Annotated in this window: 12 protein-coding genes and 1 tRNA gene; 5 read left to right on the top strand and 8 right to left on the bottom strand. The window is 46.3% G+C overall.

The features are described from left to right. Positions 1 to 8 precede the first annotated feature (8 nt). The 3 genes from C3F13_10115 to C3F13_10125 all read left to right on the top strand — a co-directional run bounded on the left by C3F13_10115 (position 9) and on the right by C3F13_10125 (position 5,148). Positions 9 to 1,739, top strand: a complete 1,731-nt coding sequence (locus C3F13_10115) for an aldehyde ferredoxin oxidoreductase (GenBank protein PWB52971.1) — start codon at positions 9 to 11, stop codon at positions 1,737 to 1,739. Between the two features lie 151 nt (positions 1,740 to 1,890). Continuing rightward, positions 1,891 to 3,915 carry a DNA ligase (NAD(+)) LigA gene (locus C3F13_10120; GenBank protein PWB52972.1) on the top strand — a complete coding sequence of 675 codons (2,025 nt, stop codon included), beginning with the start codon at positions 1,891 to 1,893 and terminating at the stop codon, positions 3,913 to 3,915. 42 nt (positions 3,916 to 3,957) lie between these two features. Then, positions 3,958 to 5,148, top strand: coding sequence for a 23S rRNA (cytosine(1962)-C(5))-methyltransferase RlmI (locus C3F13_10125; GenBank protein PWB53097.1), 1,191 nt, complete (start codon positions 3,958 to 3,960; stop codon positions 5,146 to 5,148). Here C3F13_10125 and C3F13_10130 read toward each other — a convergent pair. Both C3F13_10130 and C3F13_10135 read right to left on the bottom strand, forming a co-directional pair. After that, complete coding sequence (locus tag C3F13_10130) at positions 5,116 to 7,536, bottom strand: alpha-glucosidase (GenBank protein PWB52973.1); 2,421 nt, start codon at positions 7,534 to 7,536, stop codon at positions 5,116 to 5,118. The two genes, C3F13_10125 and C3F13_10130, sit on opposite strands and share 33 nt — an antisense overlap. A gap of 118 nt (positions 7,537 to 7,654) precedes the next feature. Continuing rightward, entirely contained in the window at positions 7,655 to 8,542 is an 888-nt protein-coding gene (locus C3F13_10135; protein PWB52974.1) for a hypothetical protein, read from the bottom strand. A 79-nt stretch (positions 8,543 to 8,621) separates the two neighbouring features. Between C3F13_10135 and hpt the strand changes: the two genes are divergently transcribed. Next, positions 8,622 to 9,158: a hypoxanthine phosphoribosyltransferase gene (gene hpt / locus C3F13_10140; protein PWB53098.1), complete on the top strand. Its 537-nt coding sequence runs from the start codon at positions 8,622 to 8,624 to the stop codon at positions 9,156 to 9,158. A 78-nt stretch (positions 9,159 to 9,236) separates the two neighbouring features. Here hpt and C3F13_10145 read toward each other — a convergent pair. From C3F13_10145 to C3F13_10160, 4 genes are all read right to left on the bottom strand, one after another. Continuing rightward, positions 9,237 to 9,310, bottom strand: a tRNA-Asp gene (locus tag C3F13_10145). Between the two features lie 52 nt (positions 9,311 to 9,362). After that, positions 9,363 to 11,555, bottom strand: coding sequence for a hypothetical protein (locus C3F13_10150; GenBank protein PWB52975.1), 2,193 nt, complete (start codon positions 11,553 to 11,555; stop codon positions 9,363 to 9,365). Positions 11,556 to 12,848: 1,293 nt separating this feature from the next. Beyond that, entirely contained in the window at positions 12,849 to 16,328 is a 3,480-nt protein-coding gene (locus tag C3F13_10155) for a hypothetical protein (protein PWB52976.1), read from the bottom strand. Then, positions 16,300 to 16,635, bottom strand: a complete 336-nt coding sequence (locus C3F13_10160) for an anti-sigma factor antagonist (GenBank protein ID PWB52977.1) — start codon at positions 16,633 to 16,635, stop codon at positions 16,300 to 16,302. The genes C3F13_10155 and C3F13_10160 overlap by 29 nt, the downstream gene beginning before the upstream one ends. A gap of 134 nt (positions 16,636 to 16,769) precedes the next feature. Here C3F13_10160 and C3F13_10165 point away from each other — a divergent pair, with 134 nt between their 5' ends. Next, positions 16,770 to 17,741: a glycosyltransferase gene (locus tag C3F13_10165; protein ID PWB53099.1), complete on the top strand. Its 972-nt coding sequence runs from the start codon at positions 16,770 to 16,772 to the stop codon at positions 17,739 to 17,741. A 55-nt stretch (positions 17,742 to 17,796) separates the two neighbouring features. Here C3F13_10165 and C3F13_10170 read toward each other — a convergent pair whose 3' ends face one another. Beyond that, positions 17,797 to 18,792, bottom strand: a complete 996-nt coding sequence (locus C3F13_10170; protein ID PWB52978.1) for a hypothetical protein — start codon at positions 18,790 to 18,792, stop codon at positions 17,797 to 17,799. Between the two features lie 199 nt (positions 18,793 to 18,991). Then, complete coding sequence (locus C3F13_10175; GenBank protein PWB52979.1) at positions 18,992 to 21,997, bottom strand: FAD-binding oxidoreductase; 3,006 nt, start codon at positions 21,995 to 21,997, stop codon at positions 18,992 to 18,994. Positions 21,998 to 22,063 lie beyond the last annotated feature (66 nt).

A 22,063-nucleotide genomic window follows, 5' to 3' on the forward strand; every position in this document is an offset into this window, starting at 1 on the left:
AGCACTAAATGGTTGAAAAGAGCACGAATTTTAGTACACAGAAGGTTTGGAGAATTAACAGCCGGACACGGCAGATAGCCTGCGAACCCGTCCCAGAAGCATGGGAAAAGCTGGGTGGTCGAGCTCTCATTGCCAAGATCCTGGTAGATGAAGTCAAGGCAACCTGTGAACCGCTTGGACCATTGAACAAGCTAATTTTCACACCAGGCTTGCTGGTAGGGCACATGTTGTCCAGCTGTGATCGCATTTCTGTGGGAGGGAAAAGCCCCCTTACTGGAGGGGTAAAAGAAGCGAATGCTGGTGGCACGACTGGGTTACAAATGGCGTTATTGGGTATAAAGGCGATCCTGATCGAAGATAAGCCTGACAATAACGAGTGGAGTATTCTATTTGTCGATCATGAGGGGATTAGGTTTGAGCCTGCTGACAACCTGGTTGGTTGTGGGGTTTATGATTGCGGTCAGAAAATCGTGGCGTGGTATGGGGGAAAAGTTGCAGCGGCAATCATCGGCCCAGGTGGTGAAATGCAGCTTGCTGCATCCGGCATCCAAAATTTTGATAAGGAGAATATACCATCACGGATCGCCGCGCGCGGTGGGTTGGGAGCAGTCATGGGCTCGAAGAAAATCAAAGCTGTGGTGATCGATGCCCGGCAAGGACAAAAACCACCGCTGATAGATCCTGATGCTTATAAACAAGCTCAAAAGGTTTTCACCCAGACCTTGATGGGTACGCCACAGACAGCAGTGTATAGGGATTACGGCACAGCTGCCATGGCACGCATGGCGCAAGGATTTGGCGGTATTCCCACCCGTAATTTTTCTGAAGGGACGTTTGAAGATGTCGAGACGATTAGCGGTGAGTACATGCGTGATCTGATCTTAAGCCGTGGCGGACGAGGTGTTCCAACCCACGCATGCATGCCAGGTTGTACGATTCGTTGCTCGAATAACTTTGCTGATGAACATGGCGAAACCATTGTCGCACCATTGGAATACGAAACCATCGGATTAATGGGATCAAACCTTGGGATCAGCAACCTGGATGAGATTGCCAGGTTGAATTGGATGGTAAATGACCTGGGCTTGGATTCGATTGAAATTGGTGCAGCTCTGGGTGTGGCAGCCAAGGCTGGATTGATGAATTTTGGAGATGTAGAACAAGCGCATCGACTACTTGACGAGATCAAGCTCAATACTCCTTTAGGCCGGTTATTGGGCAGCGGTGCGACCATAACTGGGAAAGTGCTCGGGGTTGAGCAGGTGCCGGCTGTGAAGGGGCAAGCGATGTCGTCTTACGAACCGCGCGCCATTAAAGGCACTGGCGTTACCTATGCTACATCACCTCAAGGAGCGGATCATACCAGTGGATTGACCATACGAGCAAAAGTCGATCACCTGGACCCGGCAATTCAAGCTGATTTATCACGACCCATGCAAATCAATATGGCTGGTTATGATTCACTTGGTGCCTGTATTTTCACCGGTTCTGGATTTACCGCTGCGCCAGATTCGATACGAGATCTGATCAATGCGCGCTATGGGTGGAATGTTGGCTCCGATTTTTTACAGGTGCTGGGTCGTGAATCATTGAAATGGGAACACGAATTTAACCGCCTGGCAGGATTTACCAGTGCGGACGACCGCCTGCCTGAATGGATGACTCGCGAGCCATTGCCACCCAATAATTCTGTTTTTGATGTATCTGATGAAGATCTGGATGGAGTGTATAACTGGTAGAAAACCTCAGAAACAAGGGTTTACTATCCGCCAGGAATAATCTTGGCGGATTTTCATTTATTTAATAGAGCATATTATTTAACTTCCATCAAAATATAAAAACCGGAAAATAGGTTCAGAGCAGGCTATAATTACTGAGAGGGAAACGAAAATGACTGAACCAGAAGAACGACAAAAGCTTGAAAAATTAAAGAAAGAAATAAACTTTCATGATTACCGTTATCATGTTCTTGACTCGCCGGTGATCAGCGATTATGAATATGACCAACTGGTGAAAGGTCTTCGAAAGATCGAGGCAGAACATCCGGATTGGATTACACCTGATTCACCTTCCCAGAGAGCCGGAGCAAAACCTTTAGATAAATTTGTAAAGGTAAGACACCCCAGTCCGATCTTGAGCCTGGCTAATGCATTTACCGATACTGATGTACGTGCCTGGTTTGACCGGATTGGCCGACTGGATTCGACTGTACGCACGACTGATTTTCTGGTTGAGCCAAAAATCGATGGCTTAACCATTGTGTTGCATTATCATAACGGTATATTCGTCCAGGGAGCCACCCGGGGGGATGGAATGATTGGAGAGGATATCACCGAGAATTTAAGAACGATGCGTGTGTTACCGCTGAAGATACCTGTGCTGCCAAATGGATCCATTCCTCCGTCGGAACTGGTAGTCAGGGGTGAAGCGTTTATTACGGTAAAGGATTTCGAAAAGCTGAATAAAAGGCTTGAGGAAGCTGGAGAAGCCACGTATCAAAACCCGCGAAATACGGCTGCCGGTTCTTTACGCCAGCTGGACCCGGGATTAACTGCTCGACGCCCATTAAGCATGCTGATCTACGCCATCGTCGCTGCGAATGGGGATATACCAATGACGCAAAAAGAGCGCCTGGAATATCTCAACACCTTAGGATTTCCCGTTCCACAATCATTTTATTGTAAGACCTTAGAAGATGCTATCATTGCGTATAGCCACATATGTGATCAACGTGATCAGTTTGCCTATGAAGCTGATGGTGCGGTTATCAAACTTAATGACCTGGCCTTGTCTGAGAAACTCGGAGTGGTTGGGAAGGACCCGCGTGGGGCGATCGCATATAAATTCCCTGCCCGTGAAGTGACCACGAAGCTGCTTGATATCGGGGTTAATGTTGGTCGGACCGGAGTGCTAACGCCATACGCGATCCTTCAAGCGGTTGAAGTGGGAGGAGTTGTCGTCAGGCAAGCCACGTTACATAATTTCGATTACATCCGCGATAAGGATATCCGCATCGGTGATCGGGTTGCATTAAAGAGGGCTGGAGATGTAATACCTTATGTGATTGGGCCTATCAGCGACGTGCGTGATGGGACTGAAGTCGTATTTGATCCTCCACGCGCCTGCCCGACCTGCAGGCAGCCTGTAGAGCATTTCGAAGGTGAGGTAGCCTGGTACTGCGTCAATATTGCCTGCCCGGCACAGCTGATTCGTAACCTTGAACATTTCGCCTCCAGAGGCGCAATGGATATTGTTGGCATGGGACATAAAATTGTAGAGCAGCTTGTTGATGCGAGTCTTGTGAAGGACGTCGCTGACATCTATTCATTAAATAACGCAAAGCTCCTTGCCCTGGAGGGATTCGCCACGAAAAAAGCTGATAATCTCCTGGCTTCCATTCAAGCCTCGAAAAGCCAGCCTTTGAACCGGGTGATCAATGCCCTCGGGATACATGGGGTGGGGGAGGTAATGGCGGTTGAGCTTGCCCAGCATTTCCTGGATCTAAGCATGTTGTCGCACGCAAGCCTGAGTGACCTGCAGAAGATCGAAGGGGTTGGCCCAAATATCGCCTTGGCAATTACAGATTGGTTCAAACGTAAGACCAACCGCCAAGTGTTGGAGAAATTACATCAGGCTGGTGTGTGGCCTACCGAACAGCCTGTGGAACGAAAGGACACGCAAAACCTACCGCTTTCTGAGCTTATTTTTGTGATCACTGGTACGATTGAAGGTTATACACGCGATGAGCTAAAGGATCTCATTACAAAGAATGGTGGTAAAGTAACTGATTCAGTCAGCAAGAATACGAGTTATGTACTGGTTGGCGAACAGCCGGGTTCAAAACTGGATAAGGCAAAAAAACTCGGTGTTAATATCATTGATATCGAAAACTTTAAGCAGCTGATCAATCAATGATGGTAGTAAACGAGATAACCAGTGTAGATGAATAACTTACCAATGGCAGAAATCATCCTTAAGGCTGGCAGGGAGAAATCGCTCTTGCGCCATCATCCGTGGATTTTCTCTGGGGCAATCAGCATGGTGAATGGCAAGCCAAATCCAGGCGAAAGTGTGAAATTATTATCGGCTAAAGGTGAGTTTCTGGCAATAGCTGCCTATAATCCTCTTTCTCAAATAGCCTGCCGTGTTTGGACCTGGAATATGGATGAAGAGATCACACCTGATTTTTTCAAGCAGCGTCTTGCCCAGGCCATTCACCTGCGTGAGTTGAATTCCGAGCTGATCCATTCGAATGCGATGCGGCTAGTCCATGGAGAATCGGATGGGATTCCTGGACTGGTCCTGGATAAATATGGCGAGACACTTGTAGTCCAATTCCTGACTGCTGGGGCCGAATTTTGGCGTGAATGCATTATCAAGGAAATCGTGCACCTAACCAATTGCCGAGTGTTATATGAGCGGTCAGACGTCGACGTGAGGCAGTTAGAAGGTCTGCCATTAAAAACGGGTTTATTGTATGGAATGGTGAAAGGTGAGCCGGTAACGATTGTTGAAAACGGGCTACAATTCTTAGTCGATGTAAGCAAAGGGCATAAAACGGGATTTTACCTTGATCAGCGCGAGAATAGATTATTAACCAGACAGATAAGCACGGATAGAAAAATCCTGGATTGTTTTTCTTACACCGGTGGTTTCACAGTTAACGCCTTAGCTGGTAATGCGAAACATGTCACCACGGTCGATTCATCAAAGGAAGCGCTTGAGATAGCGGCTCGAAATGTTGAATTGAACAGCCTGGATCTTCGGAAGGTAACATTCATCGAACAGGATGTGTTCAAGTACCTGCGATATTTACGAGACAAGGGAGAGGTTTTTGACCTGATCATCCTGGATCCACCGAAATTTGCGCCAACCGCTTCCCAGGCGGAGAAAGCCGCACGTGGATACAAGGACATTAATTTACTAGCCCTGAAAATGCTGGTACCTGGTGGCTATCTACTCACCTTCTCCTGCTCCGGTGGGGTGGGGGAAGAGTTATTTCAGAAAATCATCGCTGGAGCGACACTTGATGCTGGAATTAATGCCGTCATCCTAAAACGTCTGCACCAGGCAGTGGACCACCCAGTAGCTATCAATTTCCCAGAGGGGGCCTATCTAAAGGGATTTTTGATCCAGCGGATGAATTGAAGCTCTTAAAATATTTAGCTCTAAAGTATTAAATAATTGCGTGGTGAGCTCATGATTGACAATCTCAATCTTTTTACCATCAATTTGCGCATAGTCATTATTGACACCATGAAAATTCCAACTAATCTTTGAATAATCTAAACGATACTCGCCCTTGCTATCCCAGATAATTCGAAATCTTCCTTTTTGGTTATCTAAATAAAATTTATCGATGCGATTATTTCCATAGCCATCGCCTTCATCATGATAGATATGGCTAATCGACGGTTCATCAAGCCCGGGATAAACATGGAAGATAAGTGAATTTCCTTCTTGAGTCGGAAGCACACTTCCACCTTTTACGAAAATCGGAATCGTATCAGGGGTTGTGTGAATTTCGACCTGGCAAGGACCTTGATGTTGTTGATCGTCCCAATAGGAGTACCACAACCCGGCAGGCAACACTACTTTCCGGCTGATTTCACCTGGATGCACTATCGGGGCAATCAATAGCGCATCACCCAGCATGAACTCGTCTTCAATATCCCAGGAGGATTGATTTTCTTGATCATTCCAGAATAATGGCCGTAACAATGGCAAACTAGTTTGGTGTGATTCCCATGCCAGGGTATAGTAATACGGGAGCAATTGGTAGCGCAGTTTGGCGAACTTCCGCACAATACTCGTTGTCGGCTCACCGAAAGACCAGGGCTCTCTGGGTTCTGTCCCTACCGCCGAATGAGTTCGAAAAAGGGGTAAAAAGGCACCCAATTGGAACCAGCGTTGGTATAGCTCAGCATCGGGGTTGCCACTGAATCCGCCGATATCCACACCTGAGAAAATATGCCCGGAAAGGCCAAGCCCAAGGAGCATGGGGATGGTTACCTGGAGGGCTTCCCAGGAAGTTTCAACATCGCCGGTCCAATTCCAGGCATACTTTTGAAGGCCAGCCCAACCAGACCTTGAAAAGATCCACGGTCTTTTTTCAGAGGTGAGTTTTCGAAAGGCCTCAAAACCAGATTGGTTCATCAGCAATCCATAGATATTATGGGCTTCGAGGTGGTCACCACCACATCCTTCCATGGCGTGGCGAGTTGTGATCGGGAAGGATTTATCTCCCCAAGCGGTAAACGAAGACGGCTCATTCATGTCATGCCAGATACCGGATATTCCCTGATCGAACAACCGCTTGTATAAGCTCATCCACCATTGCCGGGTTTCTGCGTTCGTGAAGTCTGGGAAGACTGACCAGCCAGGCCACGATACACCATTCATTGTTTTCCCATTGGGTAACTTGCAATATACATCCCTGGATAAGCCAACTGCGTAGATATCATACCCAGCATCGCGTTTCACCGCCGGGTTGATACTGGCAACAACTTTGATCCCTTGATGATCAAGCTCAGTTGTCAGGTTTTTCAGTTCAGGAAAGTGGGATTTGTCGACGGTAAATACTTTGAAGCCATCCATATAATCGATGTCAAGGTGGATAGCAGAGATTGGCAGATCATGGGTTTCAAAACCTTTGATCACCTGCCTGATATCTTCTTCCGTATGGTAACCCCAACGGCATTGGTGATAACCAAGCGACCATTTCGGTGGTAGGAATGGACGGCCAATAAGGTCACCAAGCTGAGTGTAGATCGTGGACAATGAACCAGTGATCACGTAGTACCTGAGCTCACCGCCTGAAAATGAAGCCTCAAGTGTCTCACCAATTTCAAATGTGGAGCGGTATGAATTTTCAAAATACACCAGATGGCTGCCTGAAGGAGAGATGCTTAGATAAATCGGTGTACCGATATAGAGAGGATCGCTGCCTCGGGTGTAGGTTCCGCCGGCATCGGTGTTCCATGAGGTATAACGACCAGGACGGAGATTGATTGAGCTGGAACGCTCACCCAAGCCATAAATGTGTTCATCAGGGGAGAGATTGGTGGATACCTTCCACGTTTCTCCACAACGAATGGGTGCATTGTCCTGTTTTAATATCTTATCATTTCGATCTCCAAAAATGACATTCCCCGCCTCACCAAGCATTACCTGCAAATTATTCCCTCGCAGAGTGAATCTATCCGAACTACCTGCAGTCAGCTCAGCATCAACAAAATTCCATTCCGTTCGGTTTATCGTATAAGGATAAGAAGGCTTACCTGGTCCCCAGGTTATTCGGATCATCTCCTCGGTGAGGAAAACAACTTCCAGGTTTGCGTTTTCAAATTTGAAAATAAATCCGCCAGGAATTTTGTCATATTCTATTAAAGTACCAGGCTTTACTGATGTTTCCGTTGAATTATTATTTGTTGCCAAACGTTCATTGTGGTCACGAATAATAGTGTTTTGCAAGGTTCGCGAAATCCCAGATAAGCGAAGCGCTCGTAATACATAGAAAATTCTGCTGATGTCCATAACGATTCACAACTTCCTTAATACATTCATCAGGCAATATTCAGTGCCGATAAAGATCGGTTTGGAACGCGAAAACCACAAATCGCAAGAAATAATAAATTCAAAGACTAAATCGTGACTAGTCGATCAATTCTTTTAATGCTCTATATCCGATGACGTGAATACCTTCCTTATTTAAATGTTGGCGTAATTCCTCAGACATGAAGGTCAAATAATCAGCTACGCGACTATGCCAATCTGGGGTGATCGCAGTCAGCTCAGGGGTTTTGACAGAGGGGTGTATCACAAAATGGGTAATTCCGCTTTGTAGATTGCTCATCGTCTGCTTTGCATAATCCAGGCGATTATGTGGCTTATCCAGATCGAGCCCAGATGTGTGATCCACTAACGGAATGCCCTGTTCTTCTAGAATTTTGACATAGCTGGCAGCAAAGGCGGCTGTATCTTGATCCAATCCTAACTTGATATAGCTCACCTCATCTAGCCTTGGAAATAAAAAAGGCACCTTAGATTGGAGAGCTAATTGGATATAGTCCTTAACAAATTTCGGGTGAGCCACGGTTAGCATGTGAGTATCCAGGTGGGTGACAACGATGCCAGCCGATAGCGCTCGATTGAGCTGGGCTTGCAGCTCGGTCCGAACAGCTTCAGGGTCGCCAGATAATTGAGCTTCCTCTGATGTGTGGTAAAAATATCCAGCTGGATCGATCATTCCTGAGCGCTTATCGGAGGTAGAAATTGGCGACCAGCGGTAATTATCCCACTCGCTGGTTAGAGTCAGGTGGACACCCATGTCAGTCGATATATTTTGACGGCAATACGCTACTACGGCCGGAAACCATGACGAAGGCACCATTGTAGCGCCGGAAGAAATCAATCCGAAATCGAATAATTCCGAATACGCCTGGACAGATGCCTGGCACATACCAATATCGTCGGTATGGATGATCACTAAACGGTCATTGTCAGAAAACCCAAGTTTGTTGAGGACAGGATTAGGTTGCATAGATTTTCCCTAACAGAGAAAGAATTAGTTATGATTATAATTGAGGCATTCAATTACTTGGAGAAAATAAATGGAGAATATGGAGAATGATCTCGAGCGGATCCTGGTCACGTCTGAGCAGATCAAGGCTCGGGTAAATGAACTAGCCGACCAAATTTCAAAGGACTACGCCCAAGTCGATCAAATATATTTGATCGGTATATTAAAAGGGGCATTCATTTTTTTGGCAGATTTATGCCGAGAGCTCAGGATGCCACATATTGTTGATTTTATGGCGGTATCAAGTTATGGCAAAACCGCGAATACCGGGGCAGTAAGGTTGATAATGGACTTGCGCGAGCCAATTGATGGGCAGCATGCAATCATTGTAGAAGATATCGCCGATAGTGGAAAAACACTCCGGTATCTATACCAGGTATTAAAGTGGCATAATCCTGCGTCATTAAAAACTTGCGTTTTACTGCGGAAAAACAAAGATAACCTCGATATACCCATTGATTACCTCGGGTTCGATATACCTAATGCCTGGGTTGTCGGCTACGGGCTGGATTATGCTGACCACTACCGAACTCTGCCCTATATTGCAGAACTAAAGCCAAAAATCTATTCTACCTAGATTGTTTACAATCCCCACCTAAAAATAAAGCCTGGAGGTTTATATTCTCCTCCAGGTTTACTTTTCCTGCATTTCCTGCGGTCCCGACGGGATTCGAACCCGCGATCTCGGCCTTGACAGGGCCGCATGTTCGGCCGCTACACCACGGGACCTTGCGTGCGGTAGTTTACTATACAATTATTCCATCGTCAAGTAAAGTGACGCTTACCTGGTAGCTGGTTCACGCAATGGCAATATATCCACACTGATGGAATATTCATCGGAGTTATCAACTTCAACAACAGCCATTGGAAAGGGCAGGTAATGACCAGGTGAATAGTCAAAATTAGGGTCCTCTGGTTTGGACATCATCGAAAATGTGTCATTGAAGGCATAGGTGCTTATGGGGACTGAGGATGAGATTCTCACTCGTATGCCAGAATGCAATCCCCAGGTAGAACTGCGATTACTTTTTTCTAAGAAATATAATTTCCCCCAATCGGGTGTAAAACGTGTCCAAGGGTCAACAGCCAAAGGAATTAATGTTTTAGTCGCGTTGGGAGGCGTTTGGATTTGGATGTCTACCCCATCAGCTGTAAGGGTAAAGGATCTTGAGATTGCTCCGCGGTTGTCTATGAGATATATGTAGTCATTCTCGATCTGTGCAGTATAGTCTTCCCATTCTGAAAATGGGTTTTGAAGCGCACCTAAAATCTGGGCAGAGTCAGCCCGAATCCCCAGGTTCGGTTGCCAGGTGGAAGGGTCGCTCAAGCCAACGACAAATTCCCAGGTGGGACCAATAATTTGATGGACGCCTTGAGCATCGATCGAGAAGAAAAATGGAATGTAACCACCTTGAGGCTCAATTACCAGGAATTTGGTCTGATCGGCGAATATACATTCACTGGCATCATCGAAATCCAAATCGAGGGTGCAGGTTTGAATCGGGAGCGGTGCAGCAGCCCATTCAGCTGCCTTAAGCAGAAAACCCAATTGGTTTAAATAGCCTGCTCGCAGCACAGCCAGGTCAGGTCTAGCCTGTCCGTTGAGGTCATCAAACACGGATTGGGTAAGCTGAGTCAAGCGATTATCGGGCGAAGCAGATAAAGCATCAGCGATTTTTAACTTAACCTGCGTTTCGTGGTCAGAATCAGCAATCCGTGTCGGGGAGGTGACAGCAGACTGGGCGTAAATAGCTGAGAACATATCAGGGTAGGCTAGTAAATCTTCCCGAGTTAATACCTGGATCCAAGGATGGGACGAGATATAACCGAAAACCTCGGAACTTACAGCCGGGTCTCCCAGGGGAGAGAGAGCAAAATCACCGCCGAATACAAGTAGGGAAGAGGATGGGTTATTTGCCGTAGAAATCATTAACACCTTGCAAGATAATGAAAGAGAAAGAATCGCGTCGGATTTTTCAAAGGTACGGTATTCATGGGTTTGCTGACAATCATATGGAAAATCAAAATAATGCGCATAGCCATAATCGATAAATAATATAGATTTATCTTCCTCCTCAAAATAAAATACTTCTTCATTTTCTTTATTGATCAAAATGCTATTTATTATATTTCTACTAACTAGTAAGGTTACTTCGTCATCGTTTCCCATATAATCAAGCGCGGATATGTTTTCACGAGATAAAAAATCATAAAAAAATACTGGAGAGTAAGTGCGCGCAACATCATCCAGGAGGTATTTCATGCCATGCCGACTGCTCATCAGCCCGGAATGGGCACCAGCCCAGGATCTCAATGCCTGTGCGGGTGTTACGGAGGAGAAAGTATTCCAAAAGACTAACAGTACTTTTGATTTGGGTGGTGGGAGGGTGTCAATATTGAATGGATCGGTTTGATCAACTACCAGTGGACTGCCAGGTTTCGTAACAATGGCTTGGAGTTTTGTAAACCCCGGGTAAACAGGTATGCGGTTATGAATGAAATCTAGTACTAACCAATCCTGGTAAACGTCATATACTGAATTAATTCTCTGGTTTATCACCGAGGTTTTTTTATTGTCAATAACACTTATCCTGCCGAAGTCATTAATTTTGACCAGATAATCCCAGCTAAAACCTGCAGGATTTTGATAATTACTGAAATTCAGGCGGTTTTGGTTGCTGTCCGGATTCGTATCTATAGCAATATAAATATCATTTCCCAGGTAGGAGTCCAGGTCTAGAAAATCGAGCCGGATTTGAAAAGAGTCATCGATTTTTCGAGTATATAGCGCAATCAGGTCTTGTTTTGGTTCGAGAGAATCAACCGGATCCAATAACCTGAGATCCGAATACTTCCAGTTTACGAGATCCGTACCTGGATCGAGGTAAGCTGCCTGACATCCTGCTAAACCCAGGCATATAATAAGACCCAGGATCATCAGTGTGGTCTTATTTTTATAATGAATGTGGCGCATACAGTAGAGAAGAACTGTCATATACCGTGTGGATTGTTCAAAAAATAACAAAAATCTTAACAAAATGAAGTAATGCAAGTATAATCAGGAATTATCCACATTGATGCTTTTCCAACAATTTAGAAGGGAGATATCCGATGAAAAGATTATTTGCAGTCCTTATAACTATCATCGCATTATTGGCGTTTGTTTTTCCTGCCTCAGCATCAACAAACTCATCCCAATCATACCCTTATTTTAATATATTGGAAGTCGTGAAAGATAAAACTGTCACGATACAGGCTTACAATTTCCCAGCCAGCGATAGTTTTCGGGTCACTATGGGACAGTATGGCAACCTTGGAATAAATGGCGTCGTTGTCGGGTTCACCGACACAGGCAATGGGGGATCGTTCACCGCAACTTATTCCATTCCTTCCACTTTGGCGGGCTATGAACGGATCGCCATACGACTGCAAAGCCCCACCAGCGGATATTATGCCTACAATTGGTTCTGGAATAATCCCCAAACAGCTCCAGCACCAGCACCAGCGCCGATACCTGGTTATAGCGGCTTTCCAACTTTCTCAATAAAATCAGTGGTTAAAAACGATTCCGTCACGATATTGACGAAGAATTTTCCTCCCAATGACGCCTTCACAGCGACTATGGGCAAATATGGAACCATGGGAGTGGGTGGCGTCGTTGTGGCAACCACAAATTCTGGTGAAGGAGGCTCATTCGAAGTCACATATAAGATCCCTTCATCGCTAAAGGATTTTAACCCAATCGCGATTCGATTACAGAGTCCAACAACCGGCTATTATGCCTACAATTGGTTTTGGAATAACACTGCAAATACCGCAGCACCTGAGCCACAGCCAGCCCCAGCCCCAGCACCAGCCCCAGCCCCAGCGCCTGCACCTGGTCCGGTCACACCCGGATATAGTGGTTTCCCAACCTTTGTGATTAGCGCAGTGGTTAAAGGCAGCACGGTCACCATTTCTGGGTCCAACTTCCCAACCAGTGATACGTTCTCAGTATATATGGGAGCATATGGCACTCAAGGTGTGGGAGGAGTAAATGTTGGCAGTACGAGCACAGGTTCGGGAGGCAAACTAACCGCAACTTACAATATCCCAGCATCCTTAGCAGGCTCCACACAAATTGCCATACGACTGCAAAGCCCCTCTAGCGGATATTTCGCCTTTAATTGGTTCTGGAATAACACATATCCGTAATATGTAATTTTGGATAAATATAGGACCTCATTCTTTTGAATAAAAGGATGAAGGTCCTATTTTTAATTAAGAATTAACCGATTTTTCGAAAAATCGCGGCTAGGGTCATATCATCGGAAATTTCTGCTCCCCGGATAAACTCGAGCACAGATCCTACGATCATTTCTAGCAAGTCAGCACAAGTTGTAAAACCATGCTTTGACAAAAGGTCGAATAACCTCTGCGTGCCAAACATCTCTTCGCCAACCGAAAAAGCTTCGGTGATGCCATCCGTATACAAAAACACAAGGTCACCGGGATTAATCTGGATGTATCTTTCGGTAACTTCGATATCATCAAATATACCCAATGCGATGCTGGTGCGGGTCAGCTCAACGAGCCCTTCCTGCCTGGCATTGATTATGATCGGAGGATTATGTCCTGCATTCGCATAAACAAATTCGCCGGTATCGAGAGAAATCACTCCATAAAAGACAGTTACAAACAAGCCGTGCTTAGAATCAGGGAACAACAGGTCATTGACTTGCTTCAAAACAGCAGCCGGAGATGGCTTTTCTTTAGCGGTTGAGCGGATCAGTGTCCTTATCAAGGTCATAAATAACGCAGCTGGCATCCCTTTATCAGCTACATCGGCAATAACCAGACCAATTCGATTTCCATCAAGTTTCAGAACATCATAGAAATCTCCGGATACCTGGCGGGCTGGTTGCCAGTGAGCGCAGATATCCCATCCCGGTAAATCGGGCAACCGATCGGGCAAAAAAGTCATTTGGATCTCGCGAGCCAGCTGAAGCTCACGTTCCATCCGCTCACTTTTGACGGCTTCCTGCTGCAATAAATCATTTTTTATAGCAATTGCCGCTTGTTGGGTAATACCTTTAACGATTTCGATGCGTTTTTCGCGGATGTGCAGAGACGGCGTGCCTCGGATTGGGTCTTCTTCTTCAATCAACATCACACCTAAAACTTCATCCTTCACACTTAGGGGGAAACCGATGAGGAGCTTTTCCCTCACTCTAAGTGACTGGCTATCCAGCTGAACGGAAATATCATCACCATCTTCAGAGGAAACAGTATCCACATACTGATAACCGCCAGAAGCAATCTCATTCCAGTTGGTTGGTGAGCTGTCATGGCCGAGTGAATGGTAGACTATCTGCTTACTTATCTGAATACCTTCGATTAAGGGAAATTCGTCCGCTCTGATTACCTGACCCAGCAATGCGAGCTCATTCCTGGAAAAACCAAAATATTCCGACTGGCGGAACACCAGTTGCCGCGCATCCCACAAGTAGATGATGCACCGTTTGACCCCGACCAGGATGGGTGTGATGCGGACAATTGAGCTAAGGATTTCACTTATCTCCTTCGAACTGACCACAGCTTGAGCTACTTGAAGCAGGGCAATGGAGGTATAGGCTTCTTCCTCTTGAGATTTTATCAACTGAAGGTTTTCAATAGCTGCCGCTGTCTGGCGGGCGGCCCCCTCAATCAAGGTAAATTCCTCATCCCAAACATCCTGTGGGGAATCCTTGGAGAATGAGGAATCGCTGAAGTCAAGCAACATGGCGCCGCACAGGCCATTTTGGGATATCAAGGGAAATAAAATCAGTAGATCCTTGTGGAGATCTTTTTCAGGAAAAACCTGCGCAGAAAATTCTATTGGTACTGACTCATCAGTGAATATAACCGGGCTGGTGCTTTCCTTTAGCTTATCAAATGCGGGAATAGTGCCTTCGAAGACTTCCACTGCCATCAACCTGGCAGTCTGATCTTCACTAAAACCACTGGATGCCCGAGCAAAGAAGGCCTCAATGAGTGAATCCCATAAGAAGACTACACACCCTGTGGCATTAATCAGCCCGGGCAACATACTAACCACAGTCTCAAGCAGTTCATCAAGATTAGTGATTGATTGAGTAGCTTCAGCAACCTGGAGAAGAACCGTGGAAATCCAGGCCTGATCATGGGCTGCAGTATAATTCCTGGCATTTTCCAGGGCGATCGCGGCAAAATTTGAAAATGATCTGATAAGGCTATTTGATTCACTATCATATAGACCAGATTTATGGCTTACTGCCAGGATCATTCCTAATGCCTGGCCCGAGCCATCAAATAATGGAGACCCAATGGCTGAATAATCCCCATCAAAACCAAGGATATCTCCAAAAGGCTCGAGCACAGCCTCAATGTCTTTAATCACCGGAGTGACCGAACCGATAATTTCCATTAACCATGGATAGATGGTTAAAAGATCCTCTTCATCAAATGTCCGCTCAGCATACTTATCTTCAAAATCCGCAATGCTTGTGATATTTTTAGTTGCGGAAGTTTGAATAGATTGCTCAGCTAATCGGTAATCAGCTAATCGCAACGTTGATCGAAACAGGTCGATATCGGATTGGTGTTCAGCGATTTTATATAACCAGATACCCACTGCATCCCATGTGAGAACCTTACCCAGCTCATCAAATAGAAGCTTTGAGACACTTTCCAGAGAAATGTCTGGAGACAGTCGCCCGACCGATTGATGTAAACGCTCATATATTGCCCGTTTGACATACTCTGATTGATGAATGTCAGCATTATGGATGGCCACAGCAATATTCTGGGACAGTAAATGGAAGCCATTCAACGTTTCAGGGCCAAATACATCTGAAACATTACTATAAATAGCCAAGGCACCCATGCAGTGGTCGCCAATCACCAATGGTAGGATTATTTCAGCAGCTTCAGGCGATTTGAAACCGAGTGAGTGCTCAGGGATGGCAGCCATATCGTTGACGATAATAGGGAACTGATGGTTAATCGACCAAACCAACTGGACGGGCACTTCATTAACTTCAAGGATCTGCTCTTCAAGAACGTTTTCCTGAGATATTCCGATATATTTAAACCTATTAAGGGTATTTCCATGGCGAAGATATAACCCGACGCTAGAATGCCCATAATATTGATGGATAAGAGACAGGCAGTTATTGGATAGGCTGTCACGGTCTAAATTGGATAATATAGACCGGCTAATTAGGGTCGTAATATTCAGCCAGTCCATGCAAGTGTGAATATATTCAGCCTTTGTCCACGATGTAAGGCGACTGATCGCCAGAGCAAATTGAGAACACACATCGATAATGAATTGAACATCATGAGGAGCGACTGTATGCTGAGTATGTTCCTGTATCTGCACCGCACCAAGCAGTTGTCCTTTATCCAGTAAGGGAATAGCAAAATTCAGAGGCCTGGTTTCATCCTGAAGCAAGAATTCATCATTCCAGACTACTCGTTTTTCATCGCTTGCTTTCGTCATTAAAGGAGTATGTTGATTGGTAAAATATGGAGGACTATACGGATCTTCACCCGACAGGTTGCTCACCCAGGTTGGATCGAGCCAAAGGCTGATTTTGCATCCGTATACCTGATCGAGAAGCTGTGATAAGTAGGATTCCAGGGAAATTAAATCATATTGTGCCGCTAGTAACTCGGCTAGTCTTAGGTGATGGTGCCATTTATTCAAGTTGGCAGTTTCAGAAAGCTGTGAGGGCTGAATCGACATCTTGGAAAAATCTGAATAGCGGAACAAAACCTGCCAACTCTAATGTATCATAAACCCTTTGAGGCACATTAACCAACAAGACTTCCCCCGGATGGATCTTTTTGCACGTTTTTTGAATATCGATCAATACCCTCAGCCCCGCACTGGATACATACATGACATCCCCAAGGTCCAGGATGATCTGGAAATGATTCTGTTCGGTGATGTTTTTTAGTACATCCGCAAGACTCGGAGCCGTGTAGCTATCAATCCGTCCCTTGATTGCGACTAAATCACAATTTGGCTGAGATGTTACGGTAATCTCCATGCCGCTATATCCTTTTCGTTATGATTGTCGTCTACTAGCCTCGTAAAATTATACCATTGGGGAATATAATATACTGGTTCGTCAGCATAATTGCATACCCAATCGCGTCAGGATAAGGCTCTATGGATAGTCAAATTGCTCTGTCAGTTGTGATTCCAGTTTTTAATGAAGAAAATAACCTATCACCGATATATTCGGAGCTGACCGAAGAGTTAAAGAAGATTGGCTTATCTTATGAGATCATATTTGTGGATGATGGCAGCACTGATAAAAGCTTTGACGAACTTGAAAAGCTCCACCAGGCCGATAAATCGATCAAGGTGATCCAATTCCGGCGGAATTTCGGCCAAACCGCAGCGTTTGCTGCGGGATTTGACCATGCCCTGGGGAATTTGATCGTTACACTCGATGCAGATGGCCAGAATGATCCTGCAGATATCTCGAAACTACTCAAGCTGATGCAGGATGGCGATTACGATTTTGTCACGGGTTGGCGGCTAAATCGCAAAGAACCCATCATCCGCCGCTTCCTTTCTAAAACAGCCAATAAAATCATCAGCCACAGCACACACCTGGTGATCCAGGATCGGGGTTGCTCATTAAAACTCTTCAAAAGCGAGATCGTGAAAAACCTGCGCTTATATGGGCAATTGCACAGATTTCTGCCTGAATTAGCCAGCTCATTGGGCGTGAAAATCGCCGAAGTACCTGTCAATGATCGATCCAGGACATCCGGGAAATCAAAATACGGCTCGATTACACGCACGCCGCGCGTGTTCCTGGATATGATCACCGTGATCTATTTACTGACTTTCTTCACCAGCCCGATGCGGTTATTCGGATCGATGGCATTTTTCTGCGGTATTGCTGGTTTTATTATCGGTGCGGTGCTAGCCGGAGCAAAAATTTATCATGGAATTATCGGTGGATGGGTAGGCTTCCAATCATACGAGATCGGGAATCGACCGTTATTGCTATTAGCCATCCTGCTGATTGTGATCGGGGTCCAGCTGCTCATGATGGGTTTCTTAGGCGAAATGATCATGCGTATCTATTATGAATCACGCGATAAACCTGTCTATCACATACGCCAGGTATTAGAATGATTTCCCTACCCAACAAGCAAGAGCTCCACAAATAAATCACATATTTGCAGAAAATCTAGGAATTGGTTTTTTTTCTTTCAAATATTTCCCAATAGCCTTTATCCAGCTCATCATCGGAGAGATGCGCATATCGTTGGGTTACGGCGATATTCTTATGCCTGGCCAGTTCCTGGGCGAGCTTCAGGTTGCCAGATCCTCTAAGCACAACGGTGACAAAGTAATGGCGAAACGAGTGGGGAGTTATGGTCCCCACTGCTTCCTCCCCAAGCGCCTCTCGAACCCTCTGGGTGACAATGTTCCTTCCCGTCGTGGTGGTGATGGGCTTGATCTTTTTACCGGCACCTCGATCATGCCGGGCGAAGAGGGGCAGGGAAGCGAGAGTCCTTCCGGAGGCTCCATCCAGGCTAGCTCGACGCGAGAGGTAATCCTTGATGGCGGCTATACTGCGCCTAGAAAATCTAACCACTGCTTGTTGGTTACCTTTCCCAATGATGATCGCCCGACCTTCGTTCCAATCCATATCACCACGGCGAAGATTACATGCTTCATGTACACGTAATCCTGTATCTGCCAGGGTAAGCAGGAATGCCCTATCGCGGTAATTTATTAATTGTATAACTTCATCTGTAACAGGCGTTATTGCAATATTATTTGCATTTTCTAATACATTCTCAATATTGTAATAGGGAAACTGGGGCAGGCGTTGACCTGGTTTCCTGGCCCGCTGCCTGATTAGCATCCGAACACGTGGAAGGTTGATTTCGCATAGTCGTTCTGCTGAAACGAACTCATAAAATCCGGTCAATGCCGTCAGGTAAAGACGTTCGGTGGTGGGCGAATATACTTTCAAGGTCGTGATAAACCAGACCACAGCATCTTCCGATAAAGTCACAATGGGAGTAGTCTCCGGCGGTATGCTGTGGTCAGTAAGCATGATCTCAAATGCATTCATTGCGTTGTGGTAGGTGCGACCGGTGTTCGCACTACGAGCAGAGGAGACAGATTGAATATATTCGTTAATTACTTGTGATATAGATGTTTTCTTATTCATAGGTCCAGTCACTCAGAATTCTATGGTTATGATAATAATACTTATCGAAACCATGATTATAATAACCGATGGAATCCGGGTTGTCAAGCCCCCCACTCATTAAAAGCATTGTAAATTAAGGTTAAATCTCTATTCAGAAATATAATTTCCCCAAAATATTTATTATTAACAAATATTTATCGAAAATACTTACTCTAATTCAGCTCCCCCACTCGCATCTCCTGGCCAATAAAGAGATCGGGTGATGAGCCTGCACTCCTGTTCCGTCCAGGATTTGCGATTGGCATGAAATGCCAGCCGCAGCGACAAGCGGATCATCGGTAGCATCAATTGCGGGAAACAAAGCTAACCTACCAACTTGCAACGATGTGTCGTAGTGTTCAGCCTCATAACCAAATGCCCCTGCCATACCACAACAACCATCGTCGATGACCTTGACCACATACCCAGCATATTCCAATATCGCCGCCGATGCAGCCACTCCCACCGGGTATCCATCCACTGCTGGAGGTTGAGCTTTTTGGTAACAGTGTCCGTGTAATAGAACATTTGTGCTAGACGCAATATCTTGCTTCACTCGTATCCTTGAGATCAAAGTCTGATTATCTCTCCCCGGCCTGAGCAAGAACTCGTCCACCAGGTAGGCTCTGCGAGACAAGGCAGCGACGGTTTCGTCTCCTGGGAAAAAGTCAAGAAACTCGTCTTTGAGGGTATAAATTTCGGATGGCTCTAGTCCAACCACCGGTAGCTTTCCATCAGGATCTTCATTACGAATTTCGTCTATCAGATTGTGCGCATGTTCCTTTGCCTGGGTGAGGAAACCTTTGGATACCAATGTCCGGCCGGCACCCAGGTTGCGTAAAACTTTTACGCTCACACCTGCTGACTTCAACACTTGCAATGCATCCATGCCAGTTTCAGGGTAAAAGTATTCGTTGAATGCATCGGATAAGAACAGGCAATCGGGATGATCCATTGACTCCATGATGGACCTTGCTCTCGCCCGAAAAGACATGCGTGATAACTCAGGTAAACTACGCTCCTTGGAAAGTCCAAGCATGGATCGACGCAATCCGGCAAAAGCGGGCGCAGATAGGAATATGTTGAGAATTGGTGCCAGGTGATGTCCATACCTTGCAATGGTTGAGATGTACCCAAAGAGATAATCTCTCAGGGGATGTCGGTGGCCAGGCAACGAATAATAATACTGGTAAAACTCATATTTCAATTTTGCCATATCCACTGCCGACGGACATTCGGCCTTACAGCCCTTACACGCCAGGCACAATTCCAGGCTCTGCTTAACGGCTTGAAAGCTACTTTCCTGGGATGTAAATCCGTTCGAGATCATCTCTCTGAGTAGGTTCGCCCGTCCACGGGTACTGAACATCTCATCCTTCGTCGCCTGGAACGAAGGGCACATCACGCCAGTGGACTTACGGCATACCCCGGCACCGTTACACTGCTCTATGGCTGCAACCAGCTGTTTAGGCTCAGCCTTGCTCGATGAAAATGCCATCACTGATGCCCAGCCTACCGGCTGATATGCATCATCATATCTTAGCGAGCTGTCCATCCTGGGTGGGTTAACTATCTTTCCAGGATTCAATATCCCAGTGGGATCAGCGGCTAGCTTCAGGAGGCGGCAAGCTTCTACGACCTTCGGACCATATGCACGTTCTATCCACTCACCGCGGGTGATGCCATCACCGTGCTCGGCACTTACTGCCCCACCCAGGCTGATTACCAGGTCCGCAGTAGCTTCAGCGATTTGGCGCAGCTCCTGCCTGCCTTGGGGGGTCTTGATGTTGATCAGAGGCCGGATATGCAAACAGCCGGCTGAGGCATGGCCATAAAAATCAGCTTCAGTGTGAAAACCGGCGAGGATTTGTACCATCCGACTCACAAACTCACTCAATCGCTCCACCGGCACACTCATATCCTCGATGAAGCTGATTGGCTTTTGAGCTCCCAGCCTGGACATTAGGATGCCCAGGCCCACCTTCCGCACATCCCATACCTGCTTCTGCTGTTTCGGGGTTTCGGCAAGATATGCTTCATCAGGCCAATGCTGCAACTGATTAAGCCGGGAAATCTTGTCTTTGATGCCCTTGAGCTCATTCCCGGAAAATTCTACAACCAGCATAGCAGCCGGGTCTCCAACAACAAACGAAAGCAGGCTGGCATATGCAGGTACAGAACGAGCCAAGTGAATCAAACTCTGCGGAATCAGCTCGACTGCTGAAGGTGAAAGTTCCAGGATGTCTACGACACTGTCACAGGCTTCGCTGATTGACGAGAAATTGATCACCGATAAAACCGTATGCTGCTTGACTGGCACCAGGCGTAGGGTGGCATTACGGATGAGAGCCAGGGTTCCTTCTGAACCCGCCATGATTTGCGCCAGGTTGATCGTCCCAGGGGCTACCGGTGGGTATGGATATGTGCTGGTATCCCATTGCGGTGGGTATGTCGGAGACCAGGGCAGCAGGTAGTTCAGGTTATAGCCCGATACCCGTCGCCAGGTGCCTGGCCAGGCTTTGCGAATGTCATCAGCATAGTCTCGGCGGATTTGCTGCACTGAGCGATAGATACACGTGATAATCTCAGGCTCGGGATAATTTTTCGGAGTTTGTAAACTGCGATTGATTTCATCCAGTGGCACCTGTCTAAAGGCGGCGACCGCCCCATCAGCAAGCACCACATCGACTGCCAGGATATGGTCAGCGGTCATACCATGCTCGATAGAATGCGCCCCGGCTGCATTATTTCCAATGCAACCACCCAAGGTGGCACGTTCGGAGGAAGCCGGGTCAGGGCCAAATACCAGATCATATTTCCGTACCGCCCGGTTGAAATCATCAAGGACCAAACCTGGCTCGACTACTGCGCTGCGTTCTTCCAAATTCAAACTCACCAATCGGTTGAGATAACGCGAGCAATCAACAATTAAGCCTTTGCCGATACAACCACCAGCCAAACCGGAGCCAGAACCACGCGGGATGATGGGGATACCATACTGGTGGCACATTCTGACTATCGGAACCAGCTCATCAGAAGAACGTGGAAAGACAACACCAAGTGGCTGAATCTTGTGTATCGATGCATCGGTGCTGAATAAAACCCGGCTGATAGGGTCTACCTTGACCTCGCCAGTTATATTCTGTTTTAGCTCTGCAACAAATTCTGGTGATAATTGGTCCATATTAAGTACACTCGGAAAATAAACCTGAGATTTCTAATTATGCCATAATCCACTCAGATCATTGTT

This window comes from Anaerolineales bacterium (genome assembly GCA_003105035.1).
Classification (GTDB): Bacteria; Chloroflexota; Anaerolineae; order Anaerolineales; family UBA4823; genus FEB-25.